The organism is Olsenella sp. oral taxon 807 (genome assembly GCF_001189515.2).
Classification (GTDB): domain Bacteria; phylum Actinomycetota; class Coriobacteriia; order Coriobacteriales; family Atopobiaceae; genus Olsenella_F.
In genome coordinates, this window is the sequence record NZ_CP012069.2 from 791,832 (window position 1) to 806,683 (window position 14,852).

General features: G+C 60.8%; 13 protein-coding genes. 11 read left to right on the plus strand and 2 right to left on the minus strand.

What is annotated here, in order from left to right; translation table 11 throughout:
* Positions 1-33: 33 nt before the first annotated feature.
* From ADJ70_RS03350 to ADJ70_RS03370, 5 genes are all read left to right on the plus strand, one after another.
* Positions 34-411, plus strand: a complete 378-nt coding sequence (locus ADJ70_RS03350; RefSeq protein WP_050343477.1) for a heavy-metal-associated domain-containing protein — start codon at positions 34-36, stop codon at positions 409-411.
* A 342-nt stretch (positions 412-753) separates the two neighbouring features.
* On the plus strand, positions 754-1,794 hold the full coding sequence (locus ADJ70_RS03355; protein WP_216597308.1) for an iron-siderophore ABC transporter substrate-binding protein: 1,041 nt from the start codon (positions 754-756) through the stop codon (positions 1,792-1,794).
* 3 nt (positions 1,795-1,797) lie between these two features.
* The gene (locus tag ADJ70_RS03360) at positions 1,798-2,829 is read left to right on the plus strand and encodes an iron ABC transporter permease (RefSeq protein ID WP_050343479.1); all 1,032 of its coding nucleotides are present in this window, start codon (positions 1,798-1,800) and stop codon (positions 2,827-2,829) included.
* A complete protein-coding gene (locus ADJ70_RS03365; RefSeq protein ID WP_083443780.1) occupies positions 2,826-3,851 on the plus strand; it encodes an iron chelate uptake ABC transporter family permease subunit in 1,026 nt (341 codons plus the stop codon). Before ADJ70_RS03360 ends, ADJ70_RS03365 begins: the two co-directional genes overlap by 4 nt.
* Positions 3,812-4,714 carry an ABC transporter ATP-binding protein gene (locus ADJ70_RS03370; protein ID WP_216597309.1) on the plus strand — a complete coding sequence of 301 codons (903 nt, stop codon included), beginning with the start codon at positions 3,812-3,814 and terminating at the stop codon, positions 4,712-4,714. The genes ADJ70_RS03365 and ADJ70_RS03370 overlap by 40 nt, the downstream gene beginning before the upstream one ends.
* Before the next feature lie 122 nt (positions 4,715-4,836).
* On the opposite strand, the gene ADJ70_RS03375 is transcribed toward ADJ70_RS03370, so the two are convergent.
* A complete protein-coding gene (locus tag ADJ70_RS03375; RefSeq protein ID WP_050343482.1) occupies positions 4,837-5,571 on the minus strand; it encodes an HAD family hydrolase in 735 nt (244 codons plus the stop codon).
* A 379-nt stretch (positions 5,572-5,950) separates the two neighbouring features.
* Here ADJ70_RS03375 and rpsA point away from each other — a divergent pair, with 379 nt between their 5' ends.
* From rpsA to ADJ70_RS03395, 4 genes are all read left to right on the plus strand, one after another.
* On the plus strand, positions 5,951-7,156 hold the full coding sequence (rpsA, locus tag ADJ70_RS03380; protein WP_050343484.1) for a 30S ribosomal protein S1: 1,206 nt from the start codon (positions 5,951-5,953) through the stop codon (positions 7,154-7,156).
* A gap of 257 nt (positions 7,157-7,413) precedes the next feature.
* The gene (locus tag ADJ70_RS03385) at positions 7,414-7,830 is read left to right on the plus strand and encodes a hypothetical protein (protein ID WP_050343486.1); all 417 of its coding nucleotides are present in this window, start codon (positions 7,414-7,416) and stop codon (positions 7,828-7,830) included.
* 56 nt (positions 7,831-7,886) lie between these two features.
* Complete coding sequence (gene coaE, locus ADJ70_RS03390) at positions 7,887-8,519, plus strand: dephospho-CoA kinase (protein ID WP_050343488.1); 633 nt, start codon at positions 7,887-7,889, stop codon at positions 8,517-8,519.
* Complete coding sequence (locus ADJ70_RS03395) at positions 8,509-9,123, plus strand: lytic transglycosylase domain-containing protein (protein ID WP_253273221.1); 615 nt, start codon at positions 8,509-8,511, stop codon at positions 9,121-9,123. The genes coaE and ADJ70_RS03395 overlap by 11 nt, the downstream gene beginning before the upstream one ends.
* Here the strand turns inward: ADJ70_RS03395 and ADJ70_RS03400 are convergent.
* Positions 9,120-11,642 carry a hypothetical protein gene (locus ADJ70_RS03400; protein WP_050343493.1) on the minus strand — a complete coding sequence of 841 codons (2,523 nt, stop codon included), beginning with the start codon at positions 11,640-11,642 and terminating at the stop codon, positions 9,120-9,122. The genes ADJ70_RS03395 and ADJ70_RS03400 overlap by 4 nt on opposite strands.
* A gap of 172 nt (positions 11,643-11,814) precedes the next feature.
* On the opposite strand from ADJ70_RS03400, the gene uvrB reads away from it, so the two are divergent.
* Positions 11,815-14,133 (plus strand): excinuclease ABC subunit UvrB, encoded by a 2,319-nt coding sequence (gene uvrB / locus ADJ70_RS03405; RefSeq protein ID WP_083443782.1) that lies wholly within the window; start codon positions 11,815-11,817, stop codon positions 14,131-14,133.
* A 319-nt stretch (positions 14,134-14,452) separates the two neighbouring features.
* Entirely contained in the window at positions 14,453-14,752 is a 300-nt protein-coding gene (locus ADJ70_RS03410) for a PTS sugar transporter subunit IIB (protein WP_050343495.1), read from the plus strand.
* Positions 14,753-14,852: the final 100 nt, after the last annotated feature.

The window sequence follows — 14,852 nt, forward strand, 5'->3', positions numbered from 1 at the left end:
GAAGGTGTGAGCGAGGCTTTTTGGAGGTAGAGCATGAAACCCATCGATATCATCATCCTCTCGCTTGTCGCGGTTGCGGTCGTGCTTGGGATCAGGAGGATCATAGGCGTCATCTCGGGCAGGCGCAGCTGTTGCTCGGGGGACGTGAAGAGCTCGGCGAAGCGCTTCAGGCGGGTTAGGGTACAGGACACGGACGAAAGCCACTACCCCTATCGGACGGACCTGACCATTGCGGGTATGAGATGTGAGAATTGTGTGAAGAACGTTGAGGCGGCGCTGGACTCACTCTCGGGCACCTGGGCGACAGTCGATCTTGCGAGTCGAACGGCGCATGTGCGCTCCAAGAACCCCATCGATGATGCGGCGTGTCGCGACGTGGTGAGCCAAGCAGGCTATCGCGTCGTGACCTAGACGCTCTGCGGTCAGAACCGTGAGGAGGCAGGCGTCATCGTCGGTGACGCCGAGTGTTGTGCGGTGCGGTCTCTCTTGGTTTGTCCCTTCCCGGCACAGGTCCCATTGCTGTCTCTGGATGCCGATTTGCCAAGGACGAGGATCCGCATGTAACGCCTGTGGGGCTATAGGTATAGTCTGAGTTGCGGGATGTAGAAAGTGTGGGAATAGTTTAATATGTCTTACAGCAGCTGGCATATGAGAAAGCACTCAACCAGCTGACCAATCGGTATGGTAAGGCATTGGTCGCCAGCGTGCGGGACGTCGATGTCCTGCGCTGGCACCCAAAGAAGGGATTGTCCCATGAAGCTCTCTCGCAGAATGTTTGTTCTTGACTCGGCTGCCATGTTTGCCGGCGCGCTGGGCACCACCCTATTGTCCGCTTGCTCCAATGGAGTGCAGCAGGATAACTCGACACAGGGTTCCGCTACCGATGGGGCTTTCTCCGTAACGATTGACCATGCCTTCGGCTCCACCACGATCACATCCATGCCATCGCGGGTCGTTACGCTGGCATGGAACAACCATGAGCCCATTCTTGCCCTGGGCATTACCCCGGTGGGCATCTCTGCAGCGAACTTTGGTGTTGCGCATGGCGAGAAGATGCTCCCGTGGACGAAAGAGGCCTTCCAAAAACTTGGCGTCGATACCCCGACCGTATTCGATGACACCGACGGTATCGATTTCGAGGCGGTGAGTGACACGGCACCAGACGTGATCCTCTGTCCCTACTCGGGCTATACCCAGGCAGACTACGACAAGCTGAGCCAGATCGCCCCCACCGTCGCCTACCCCCAGAAGGCGTGGTCCTGCCTTTGGCGTGAGCAAACGCGCATCGAGGCAAGGGCGCTTGGCAAGGAGGAGGAGGCCGAGAGACTCATTGCTGATCTTGAGGACCTGATGAGGCAGAAGGCGTCTCAGAGCAGGATCGCGGGTCAGGCTGCAGCGTTCCTCAACATCTCGCCCACCGACATGGGAACGGTCTACGTGTACCTGCCCAGCGATCCGAGGGGAGCCTATCTCGCTGACCTCGGCTTTAAGACCCCAGAGAGCGTGACTGCCCTTGCGAGCAGCGAGGACAGCTTCGCGGCGACGCTCTCCGCCGAGCAGGCCGATCGTCTCAATGACGTTGATATTGCTGTTACCTATGGCGATGAGGCCTTCCTGGCACAGCTTCAGGCTGACCCACTCCTTGGCAGGCTGCCTTGTATCCAACACGGGGCAGTCGCCCTGCTCAAGGGGGATGAGCCACTCGCGGCATCCTGCACTCCCGGACCGCTCTCCATTCCCGCAACGATTGACCAGTACCTCGACGTGTTGTCGAGCGCACTCGAGAGGGCATAGCCGATGCACCCGTGCAAACATCCTCTTGGGGGCGCTGTCATCCTGGTGGTCCTCCTTATGTTTGTGGGTGCCGTGTCCCTGTCCCAAGGGGCACGGATCGTTCCTGTCGGTGAGGTGGTGGACATCTTGCGCGGTGTGCCCGTAGCCGATGACTTTTCTACGGCGGTGGTGCTCGAACGAGTACCTCGTCTCATGTTCTGCCTGCTTGCGGGTGCCGCATTGGGCGTGAGTGGCCTGCTCATGCAAATGGTCACACGCAACCCCATCGCAGATCCCTCTATCCTGGGCGTGAACTCGGGTGCGTCGCTGGCCGTGGTGTGTGGCATCGCGTTTCTGGGCATCACCACGGCACCGCAGTACCTGGTTCTTGCGACGCTGGGCGCCGCCGTCACGACCTTCCTCGTGTTCGGTATAGGTTCCGTGGGAGGGACCACCCCACTCAAACTGGCCCTTGCTGGCACAGCGGTCTCGGTGGCACTCAGCTCGCTTGTGAGCATCATCGTGATGCCGCGCTCCAACGTAATGGACACGTTTCGGTTCTGGCAGATGGGCAGCGTCTCGGGCGCCAGCTGGGAATCGCTTGCGATTCTTTGGCCCGTGTGTGTGGTGGGCATGCTGCTGTCTCTTGCCTGCTCGTCGGCGCTGGAGGTCCTTGCCCTGGGAGATGAAGCCGCCGTGGGGCTTGGCGCCAAGCCTAGCCTGGTGCGCCTGGTGGCCTCTGCTGCCGCAGTACTCCTGTGCGGTGCGACCACGGCGCTTGCTGGCCCCATCGGCTTTGTCGGTCTCATGGCCCCGCACGTGGTGAGGCTTGTTTGGAACGGCGGCATGCGTTGGCAGCTCGTGCTCTCGGCGCTGGCCGGTGCGCTCGTGCTTACACTATCCGATGCCATTGGCAAGACTGTCCTAGCACCTAGCGAACTCGAGGTGGGTGTCGTGACGGCTGCCGTGGGCGCTCCCGTCTTCATTGTCGTGGCCATCGTGGCCAGTTCTCGTCCCAGCCAGACAGTTACCCGACAGGGAGGTGAGTCTTCATGACGATGACACAGGAGCTCGTCGCCCGCTCGATTGTGCAGAGCAAGAGGCGCGTGCGCGCAGCCACCCTTGCCCTTGTTGCCCTCGTGGTGCTGCTGGTGGCACTCGAGCTGTGTCTGGGTTCGACAAACTACGACATCCCCACCGTGGCCTCGGTGCTCGTAGGACATAACGTGCGCGGTGCGACCTATGCCATCTGGCAGGTGAGGGTGCCGCGCATTATCGCGGCCGTCTTGGCAGGTATCGCGTTTGGCATAGGAGGCAACACGTTTCAGACGGTGCTTGGAAATCCCCTCGCAAGCCCGGATGTCATCGGCATCTCGTCCGGTGCGAGCACAGTCGCCGTCATCGCCATCATGGTGTTTGGTCTTGGCGTGCGTGAGGTCTCGCCCGTGGCCCTTGTTGGGGGTATCTGCATCTCTCTTGCGATCTTCGGCCTGTCGCAGCTTGGAGGGTTCTCAGAGGGCAAGTTGGTCCTCATAGGCCTTGGCACGCAGGCGCTTATGCGCGCCGTCACATCTGCGGTGCTTCTGTATGGTGCCGAGTACGACGTGCCCACGGCCCTACGTTGGCTGTCGGGTAGCCTGTCAGGCATGGATCTTGGCGATGTGGCGCCCCTGGTGCTCGTGCTGCCAGTGGCTCCCGTGGTCCTTGTCCTTGGTCGCGACCTCGAGACACTGGTGCTAGGACAGGACGCTGCCCAGACGCTTGGTGTGAGGGTCTCGCTCTCAAGAGCCGTGCTGCTCTTGGGCAGCGTGGCCATGATAGGTATAGCTACGTCGGTCACAGGTCCTGTCGCTTGCGTGATGCTCCTGGCGGGTCCCATTGCCACGCGTCTTGTAGGGGAGAAGAGCCGTGCGACCATGGCTGCCGCCATGGTCGCCATCGCGCTCATGCTTTTGGCGGACCTCGTGGGTCATAACCTCTTGGGTACGCGCTTCCCGGTGGGCGTGGTGACGGGTATTCTAGGAGCTCCGTACTTGCTGTGGCTGTTGATGAGGGAAGGTGGGGTGAGCAGGACATGAGCCAACGCGGCGAACGACCTGCGTCGGTTGGGGGTACGGGTCGCACCACAGTAGGGGTCGGGTACGACCATGAACTTGCGGGGTGTGGGCTCTCGTGTGGCTATGGGGGCCGGCCCGTCGTTAACAAGGTGAACCTGAGCTTGCCCAAGGGCAAGGTGTCCGTCATCATTGGCGGCAATGGTTGCGGCAAGTCTACGCTGCTCAAGACGCTTGCACGTCTTCTTGATCCTGTGGGGGGATCTGTGGTGCTCGATGGCAGGGACGTGCATCGCATGCCCACCAAGGAGCTTGCCCGCACGCTTGGCTTGCTGCCTCAGTCGCCCTTGGTGCCCGAGGGCATCCATGTGAGTGACCTCGTGGCGCGGGGACGCTATCCGCATCGCTCGCTCCTGCAGCCTCTGCAGGATGAGGACCTGCGCATCATCGCCGAGTCGCTTGACATGGTGGGTATCGCAAGTCTGGCGGATCGCCCGGTGGATGAACTTTCGGGAGGCCAGCGTCAGCGCGTGTGGATTGCGATGGCGCTGGCTCAGCAGACGGATATCTTGCTCTTGGACGAACCGACCACCTACCTCGATGTTGCCTACCAGCTTGATATCCTCGACACGCTTGAGCAAATCAACCGCGAGCGGGGTGTGACCATCGCCATGGTGCTGCATGACATCAACATGGCGGCTCGCTACGCGGACCATATGTATGCCCTTGCGGGTGGCAGTATCGTGGCCGAGGGGACTCCGTGCGAGGTTGTGACGCCATCGGTGCTTGCCAAGGTGTTCGGTTTGGAATGCGTTGTCATCGACGATCCCGTCTCGCACACGCCACTCATGGTTCCCACGATTCGGGTGACTGCCACCGTCGCCTGATGGTAGTCACCGGAGCTGCCCATGTGCCCACCGGCTGACCTAGGTGCGCCCCGGCCACCTGCAACGGGCTGCGTGTCGGGCAAGACGAAGCTGGATGGGGGTGTTTGGCCTCGGTCCAGCTGTCATGCCCGTGCGTCGAGCGTTGCGATAAGCTCGGGCAGCCTTGAGGCCAGCTCTATGAGGCTACCCCTGAAGACGCCCTTCTTTGGCCTACCGTGTCCCACGTACGCGACGGGCATCCCTATGCTGGGCCTCGGAAAGTCGCTCCCGGCGTCGTTTCCCACCATCAGGCACTCGCTTGCCGCACAGCCCAGCTGCGCCGCGAACTCCTCGAAGTAAAGGGCGTTGGGCTTGGTCCGCCTGGCGTTGCCGACGTGCGAGACGTCTGCGAATCCGCTCGGGTCGAGTTCACCCCAGGTCATGCGCACCTTGTCCACGGCAAGCGAGACGACGGGGTTGGTGGCAAGGGCAACCGTCAGGCCGAGTTCCCGCGCCGCCTCGATGACCTCGTGGGATCCCGGCCGTGGACCCGCTTGCACGAGTCCGCCTTTGAACCTCTCGATATAGCAGCTGTCGTAGTACTGCATCACCTCTGCCAGCGGCTCCAGGCCAAACGGGCGTCTTAGGCGCCGCTCCACCACACGATGGAAGAGCTCCTCGTTAAAGAGCGCGTCTGTGCGCTTTGTGCTGCACATGGCTAGGTAAGCGGCTATGATGGCAGAGGAGGCGAACGGCGGGGCAACGCGCAGGACGCGCGAGAGGATGCGCGCCTGGCCCGCCATGTAGCGCGCCATGAAGGCGGCGAGGTTGATGTCGATGAGCGTGTTGTCGAGATCGAACAGCACCGCCTTGATCATCTGGTTTCCTCCTCCCGCATGGCCCCATGATTTTGTCTCGGCTCGTATTGTACAGGCCCGTTGCGGTGCGGGTGGGAGAGGTAGCACACTGGCAGCGAGAAACCAGACAGAAGGTCGAGTCACACCACAGGCGCTTCTTGGCGAAGGGGCTTCAAGGTTTTGGTTACTGCGCGCCAATGAGTCTTAAAAAAACATACGCGTTTTTGGCGTGACTCTTGAAATTACAGCTACACAAAAGGTATGCTACATTTTGCATGGGAGCGCTGCCATGCAACTGTATCTGTCGGCCCCCGAGAGCATGTAAGTTTCCAATTGCGCGCCGAGCGCCCTAGGCAGCGATCATGTAGATCGGGGCCCCGCTTCCGAAAGGGGTCCACCTTTGAGTGAGATTCAGAACTCGTCCATCTTCTCTTTGGATGACGTATCCGACGAAGAGATGAACAACCTCATCGATGGTACGATTACCAATTTCGATGAGGGCGACCTTGTGACGGGCACCGTCGTCAAGATCGAGCATGATGAGGTACTGCTTGACATCGGCTATAAGTCTGAGGGCGTCATCCCCCAGCACGAGCTCTCGATCCGCAAGGACGTCAGTCCCTCCGACATCGTCTCCAAGGGTGACCAGATCGAGGCTCAGGTCATCACGAAGGAGGATAAGGAGGGTCGCCTGATCCTTTCTAAGCGCCGTGCCGAGTATGAGCGTGCCTGGAAGCGTGTCGAGGAGAAGTACCAGTCCGGTGAGAACGTTGAGGGTGAGGTCATCGAGGTCGTTAAGGGCGGGCTTATCCTCGACATCGGCCTGCGGGGCTTTTTGCCCGCCTCCTTGGTCGACCTGCGTCGTGTCAAGGACCTCACCGCCTATCTGGGTACTCGTGTCGAGGCCCGTGTCATCGAGATGGATCGCAACCGCAACAACGTCGTCCTCTCCCGTCGTGCTGTCCTCGAGGAGACCCGTAAGGCGGAGCGTTCCGAGATCCTCTCTAAGCTCCAACCCGGCATGCGCCTCAAGGGTACCGTCTCCTCGATCGTGGACTTTGGAGCTTTCGTGGACCTCGGTGGCATCGACGGCCTGATCCACATCTCTGAGCTCTCTTGGAATCACGTCAACCATCCCTCCGAGGTCGTCAAGGTCGGCCAGGAGGTCGAGGTGCAGGTCTTGGACGTCGACCTCAATCGTGAGCGCATCTCTCTTGGCCTCAAGCAGACCACCGAGGATCCCTGGAAATCGCTCGTCAAGAGGTATCCCACCGGGGCGATCGTCGAGGGTAGCGTCACCAAGCTTGTGACCTTTGGTGCCTTCGTGGATCTCGGTGATGGCGTCGAGGGCCTGGTCCACATCTCTGAGATGGCCAACAAGCACGTTGACGCCCCCGCGCAGGTCTGCTCTGTGGGCGATAAGGTCCAGGTCAAGGTCATGGAGGTCGACCTAGACCGTCGTCGCATCTCTCTCTCCATGAAGGCTGCGGCCGAGACCTTGGGCTATGAGGTCGAGGTCAAGCCCATGGAGGCCGAGAGGGGAGCCAAGGGTGAGGGCGCTTCCGCATCCAAGGACAAAGGCGAGGAAAAGGTCGTCGAGGAGTAGTCTCCTCTCTTATCCTGCAATTTGTGTCTGATTCGGGTGGGGTCGCCTCTGTGGCCCCACCCGAATGCTTTGGGTACAGTTCCCTGCCTTGGACGAGCTGGTGTTGCCCTGAGCTTCGATGCGGCATGCCCATGAGTCGTATGGAGGCATGACACGGATGGGTGGTCGGCTCCCGTGTCGGGTATATACAGGAAGTATCGCAGCGAAGCGGTTATGTCACGCGGGCAGATGACGTGATAGAAGAGAGGGGAAGGCTCATGTCAAACGGAAGTGATAGTTTCCAGGACAGGCTGTATGCCTTCATGCGCGGGCGTAACGGGGCAGACGAGCTGGCCGTCGCTATCGTCGCTATCGCCGTTGTCCTTGGCGTCATCGACATGTTCGTCCGGTGGACGCCTCTGACCGTCGTTGTAATCCTGCTGTTCGCCTATGTTGTATTTAGAATGTTTTCGACTAACGTAAAGTCTCGTCGTGACGAGAATGAGGCCTTCGTAGATGTCATCGGGCCCGTACGGCCTTGGCTGCGCAATCCCCGTGCGGCCTTTGCCGAGAGTCGCCAGTACAAGCATGCCGCCTGTCCAAACTGCCACCAAAGGGTGCGTATCCCTCGCGGGAAGGGTCATGTGAGGGTCACCTGTCCCCAGTGTAAGCAGAAGTTCGATATCACGAGCTAATGGACGGCAGGTGACGGCCGGGGCTGTGGCGCGGCCGCGCGAGTTGGGGAGGCGAGATGTACACGGTCTTCCTTGCGGGAGGCATTGCCTCAGGCAAGTCTACGGTGGCTCGCGAGCTTGAGCGCCTTGGTGCGACGCGAATCGATCTTGATCAGCTCTCGCGTGAGGTCCTGGCGGCGGGTAGCCCCTGTCTTGCGGAGGTCACTTCCGCCTTCGGGGAGGAACTTCTCGATCCCGTCACAGGTGAGCTCAACCGTAGCCTCTTGGCAGGCCGTGTCTTTGGGAGCAAGGAGTTGCTCGCGAGGCTCGAGCAGATTGAGCTTCCCCACATACGAAGCCTCCTTAGAAGAAGGCTTCACGAGTTGGCGATATCGGCTGTCCCTTGCGCTGTCGTGGAGGTTCCTCTGCTTGACAGGGCAGTCTCCCTCCTTGACCTTGCCGACGAGGTCCTTTGCGTCTGCTGCCCCCACGAGCGGCGCCTTGCGCATGCGGTCGGGCGCGGCATGGACGTCGAGGACTTCGAGCGTCGCCTTGGGTGTCAGCCCTCTGACGAGTACCTGCGCAGTCATGCGGATACCATCATCGAAAACACGGGAAGCTTGGCTAAGCTTTTGGACAGAGTTCGCGTATGGTGGTATGCCCATGGAAACTTTGTCCAAACTGAGGGGAGAGACGCTCTTGGCACGTAACAGGAAACTGCGCTTCTTTCGCTGGTTCAGGGTCATACCCCTGCTCGCGATGGCTTTGGCCTGTGCCCTGACCTTTGCGGTAGACTATGCCGCAGACGCCGCGCCCCGCTCCATCGTGCGCAGTTGGTTCTATCCTGTGCACCATGCATCGCTTATCAAAGAGACCTCGAGTCGGCAGAACGTGGACCCGTACCTTGTCTGCGCAATCATCAAGTGTGAGTCAAACTGGAACTCCGCTGCGTCGTCATCTGCGGGAGCGGTGGGGCTCATGCAGCTCATGCCCTCAACGGCCAAGGAGATCGCGCGTTTGGGACTGGTCGATTCCTCGCGTTACGACTACAACAGGCTCACCGACCCTACGACCAACATCGTCTACGGTGTTGCCTATCTTGGCTATCTCAAGAGAAACCTCGGCAACCAAGATGAGGTCATCGCGGCGTATAACGCGGGCATCGGCAGCGTGAGCGGTTGGCAATCGGGCGGCGGTGACATCTCGTCCAATATCGTGTATGCCGAGACGTCCGCCTATCTCGCACACGTGAACGACGCGTACCGTCACTATCGAGAACTGTATCCCGATGAACTCGTTGACAGCTACAGCTAGGCGAGTGAGGATGCCATATCGGCCAAGACATCGTCTGGACGAAGCGTGTGCAGCGTCATGACCAACGCTCGGGCGGTTGGAAATATGCCTGCGTCGCAGCAGAGGGTCGCCGCCTGACGCATGCGCGCGACGGCATCATCTCTGAGGCCTGTGGGGATTCCCGCTTGACACAGGGCTTTCGAGGCTTCCTCCAGCTCCATTGGGCTAAGTCCCTCGCCTTGCTTGAGAAACTCGTCGAGCTCACGTCTGGCGTAGGGGTAGGGGCCGTCGGGACGGGTGAGGGCAAGGGTGTAGCAGGCAACTGCGAGATCGTCTCTGCCAATCGAGCGCTCGGTGAGGGCGAGGCGGTAGTGGAGCCATGCGATGTCGTAGGAGTCCATGGCATGCTCTAGGCATCGTATGAGGGCATCAGCCGCGTCATAGAATCTCGACTCCATCCCGCAGATGGCGTTGAGCTCCATGGCCGTGTCGATGCAGATCGGGCCAATGCGTAGCATCTCGCTCGCATAGCGCTTGGAGGCCTTGAACTCACCCATCATCCTGTGTGCACGGGAGGCGAGTAGGAGACTCTTGTAGTATGCGGTGGGAACGAGCCTCAACTCGCGTGGGTCGTCTCGTGTCATGAGATTGTACTCGATGCGCTCTGCGACCGACTCAAAGTAGCGCCAGACCGCATGTTTATCGTCCTGGTAGCGTCCAGCCCTCGTGATGTTGGTGAGCGCACCCTCAACCTGGTCGAGCATGGCGCGCGGGTCGAGCTCATCCGCATCGCTCAGCCGCTCCGCCCGCGCGAACGCTTGGTCTATCGGTCGTGCGCCCGACATGAACAGAAGGGCGATCTCCTGCGTATCCCCCACGTCCATCGTGCCGTTCAGCAGGCGTTGGATTGTTTCTGAGCACGTCGCCCTCACCGCGTCGTCTTCGCTCGCGTCCTTGAGCGCGACGAGGGCAGCGACGGCACTCTCGGTGGTCGTACCGAGCTTGTCTGCAATGGAGGCGTACGCGTCCATGCGCGCGGCTTCCTCGAGAACCTCAAGTCCACGCGTCGTGCGTGTGCCTGTCACGCTTGCAAGTGCGGGAGAAAGCCTCTGGTCGCGGGCGCCTGCGGGCTTCCTGCGCCATGTGGGAGAGATCCGCTCATCGTCGAAGGTGACGGAGGGTTTCATCGGCAGAAACCAACCGTCTTGTCCGAGGGTGAAGCTGATTGCCCTCTCGCCGGTGGGCAGCATCCCGTCGTCTAGGGCCTCGGAGGCCGCGAGCATCTGGAGCCTGTGCTTGTCGCTGCGCGAAAGCGAGAGGGCGAGGACGTCCTCGTCTGAGCCGTAGGTTCGACAGCTTACGAATACGTGGGTGATCGCTGGGATGGCCTCGAAGGCGCAGCGTGCGACGATCACGGCGAAGCGCAGTGCGTATCCGCGCGCCTCTGCCACCTGTCGAGCACGTCCGGCAAGGACCGCGAGGCAGCTGGGTCTGGGGACCTCGAGCACGATGAGGGCGTTGCCCTGTGAGAGGTCCATACGCAGCTCGTGGATGACGCGAAAGGGCAGGGGAAGTGACTCGAGTTGTGTCATGAGCCTGTAGCGACACTCCCATTCCGAGTTCGTTGCACTCATGGTACCCGAGGGGTAGGCTAGAGAGAACTCGTCTGATGGTGGCGGGATGGGGACGCTCGTGTGCACTAGGTCGCGAAGGTAGCCATGGATGCGAGAGAGCGACGCGGGATTGTCGAGCGAGGTGTTGAGCGTGGCCAGGGGCAGGTGGAGCGCGAGGTTGATGGCCATCTCCGTTGCGACAAGCGCGTCATGGGTGTCCCTGTCTTTCTCCGGCTCGTGTGGGCTGAGCCACATGCAGCCATTTCGAGGTAGGAGGTTGGCATGCAGGGGCGGCAGCACCCCTCGCGTGACGCCCAGAAGCTCGAGCGCCTCGGCAAGGCGGTTGGGGACTCCCTTCTCGAGGGTGTGTCTTGTCATGTCCGCGAGGGTGGCGCCTGCGTCATCCGCACGCTCAAGCATCTTCACGAGGGGAATCGTCCGCTTGCTCGCAGAGACGGGAATGGCCGCAGCGGCTGCTGCGGCGATGGAGCTTGCCGATGACGTAGGGGTAGTCCCGATGGCAGGGGGGCGTGGGTCGCCCGGAGAGGCGGTGGGGGTGTAGGACCCGTGGCTGGCATACGGAGCGTAGGGGGTCGTGCCTAGATGTATCGTCTCGGTATGGTAGTCCTCTGCGCGCGGGTACCCAACGTCTGGGTCTTTGGTAGGCGCAGACGGGTCACTATGGCCTGCCGATCGAAATCGTGACCAGAGGAAGCGAAGAGGTATGAGGACAAGAAAGACGAGAAAGCGTATCAGTAGGATGGGGCTGGGTGAGCGGGACCCGTTTGTCGCACCGTGGTCAGGTTTGAGCCATCCTGTGAGGAGGAGTAGCGTGAACACGATGACTACGATCACGAACGTGACCACGGCGTAGCCCCAACGGGTTTCAAAGAAATCCCTGCCGCCCCTCTTGAACCTATCCGTCATGACGCCCCATCCTCAATGTCGTCTGGAAGTACCCTCTGACCAGTATACGAAACGAACCGTCAATCGTGTGTGGCAATGCCCCCTGTACCTCACGTGAGGTACAGGCGCAGGGGGTACACTGGAGCTGGAATGTGATGGTAGAAGACGCAGCGACGGGGGCGTGACGTATACGATGGCGCAGGACGTGGTGGTAGATGGTGGCGTGGCGGCAGGTGAGGGGGGTTCGCGCTCGTTTGTGGCGCAGGACGGTCATACCATACGCTACGAGCCCCTGGCAGGTACGGCCGAGGCCAAGGAGCGCTACGGTGCCGAGCTCAAGCGCTTTGGCTTGGAGCACGGTGACGAGAGACTTGAGGTCGTCTCGGACTTCGAGCCGGCCGGCGATCAGCCCCAGGCCATCGAGAGGCTCTCGGAGGGCGTTGGCAGGGGGCTTCGCTACCAGACGCTTTTGGGTGTCACGGGCTCTGGCAAGACCTTCTCGATGGCCAAGACCATAGAGCGCGTGCAGAAGCCCACACTCATCATGGAGCCCAACAAGACGCTGGCCGCGCAGGTGGCTTCCGAGATGAGGGAGCTCTTTCCCAACAATGCCGTCGTGTACTTTGTGAGCTACTACGATTACTACCAGCCCGAGGCCTATGTTCCGCAGACGGACACCTACATCGAGAAGGACGCCTCCATAAACGAGGAGGTCGAGAAGTTGCGCCACCAGGCCACGTCGAGTCTGCTCTCTCGCCGCGACGTGATCGTGGTCGCCTCCGTAAGCTGCATCTACGGCATCGGCAGCCCGCAGGACTATGCGGGACTTGCTCCCAACGTGGACAAGTCGCAACCACTTGAGCGTGACGACCTCATTCGTGAGCTCATTGACATCCAGTACGATCGCAACGACTATGACCTCGCGCGAGGGACCTTCCGTGTGAGGGGCGACACCGTGGACGTGTTCCCCCCGTATGCAGAGAACCCCCTGCGCATCAGCTTCTTTGGCGACGAGATCGAGTTCATCGCCGAGGTTGACAGCGTCTCGGGCGAGGTCGTGCGCGAGTTCGACGCCATCCCCATCTGGCCTGCCTCGCACTACGTGACCGAGCGGCCCAAGGTTAACCACGCGATCACGACCATCGAGGAAGAGCTCGAAAGACGCGTGGCCGAACTTAAGGCGAACGACATGATCCTCGAGGCTCAGCGTCTCTCTCAGCGCACCGGATATGACCTCGAGATGCTCGAGACCATGGGATACTGCTCCGGCATCGAGAACTACTCGCGTCACCTGGACGGCAGGCACGCCGGCGAGCCTCCCTACACGCTCATCGACTACTTTCCCAAGGACATGCTCTGCATCATTGACGAGAGCCACGTCACCGTGCCGCAGGTGCGCGGTATGTATGAGGGCGATCGCTCGCGCAAGGTGACCCTTGTCGACCATGGTTTTCGTCTGCCGTCGGCGCTCGACAACCGTCCCTTGCGCTTTGATGAGTTCGAGCAGCGCATACCGCAGTTCATCTACGTTTCGGCGACGCCCGGTGACTACGAGAAGGCAGTGAGCCAGCAGGAGGTCGAGCAGGTCATCAGGCCGACGGGCCTGTTGGACCCCAAGGTCGAGCTGCGCCCGGTGCGTGGCCAGATAGACGACCTCATGGACGAGATCAAGGTGCGCGCTGCCAAGGGTGAGCGCGTGCTCGTGACCACGCTCACCAAGCGCATGGCGGAGGATCTTACGGACCACCTGCTCGACGAGGGTGTGCGCGTGAACTACATGCACTCGGATACGGCGACCCTAGACCGCGTGGCCATCATCCGCGAGCTGCGCGTGGGCAAGATCGACGTGCTCGTGGGCATCAACCTCCTGCGCGAGGGCCTCGACATCCCCGAGGTGTCGCTTGTGGCGATACTCGACGCAGACAAGGAGGGATTTCTGCGCAACCGTCGTGGACTCATACAGACCATGGGACGTGCCGCGAGAAACGCCCACGGCCAGGTGATCATGTATGCCGACAGCGTGACGGACTCCATGCGCGAGGCCATGGACGAGACGGCGCGGCGCCGTGCGCTCCAGGAAGCCTTCAACGAGGAGCACGGCATCGTGCCTCAGACCATCAAGAAGTCCATCACCGATGTGGCGAGCTTCATAGAGGAGGCATCGGCGACGCTCAACGACAAGTCGCGTATCGACGGGGAGTTTCTCACGGCGGCGGGGGCCGAGGGCGTGGGCTCTCGGGAGGGGGTTGAAGCCGACGCTCTTGTGGCCGAGCTGAGGGCGCTTCCCAAGCAGGAGGCCTCGCGACTTTTGGGCTCGCTCGAAGACGAGATGATCCAAGCCTCGGCCGACACGGACTTCGAGCGCGCGGCGAGCCTGCGCGACCAGATCGTCGCCCTGCGCTCACGTCTTGAGGGGGCGTCTGCCGCCGACGTGATCGCCCGCCTCAAGGTGACGGATCGCAGGGGCTCCGCGCACGCGACGCGCCGCAGGTACCGTAAGCGCAAGCATTAGGGACACGGAGTTTTACGATGAAGTGAGCGATTCACCGCGATGTGTGTGAATCACTCACTTCGCGCTCACGATGTGTGTGAATCACTCACTTCGAGAATTTATTCAGCACGTCTCTGACCTGCGTAGACATAAATACGTACTTTCAGTTCATGTTGGTTTCTACGGAAAAAACACTCACTTCGCGCTCACGATGTGTGTGAATCACTCACTTCGCGAGGACGTGTTGTCTCGTAGAGGCGTGCGCGTCGACTATACTAAATACAACTGTGAAAAAATGTGGATTTGCGCATCTGTGTGTGGATCCAAGAGGGGAGAGAACATGGCAGCAAGGGTGGTCGTCGCATGTGGGGCGGGGGTAGCCACGTCTCATGCCGTCGCCAACAAACTGCGCAAGCTCTTGGGTGAGAGGGGCGTCGACGCGGACATCAGGGCGGTTTCGATGAGCGATCTACGCGAGGCGCTGGCGGGTGCCGATGCCTATGTTGCCGTAGTGAAGCCCAAGGAGACCTTTGACGTCCCCACCTTCAATGGTGTGGCCTTCGTCACGGGTATGGGAGAGGACGAGGAGCTGGACAGGCTGATTGCGACCCTCAAAGACAAGGCCATCGAAGACGAGTAGCGCCTCTCAGATGTAAACAAGAACCACTCGTAGCCGAAGGTCGCTGTCCGTCAAAGACCGCTTGTTCGCCGAAGGCTACTGTCACCCAAGGCAAACTGCC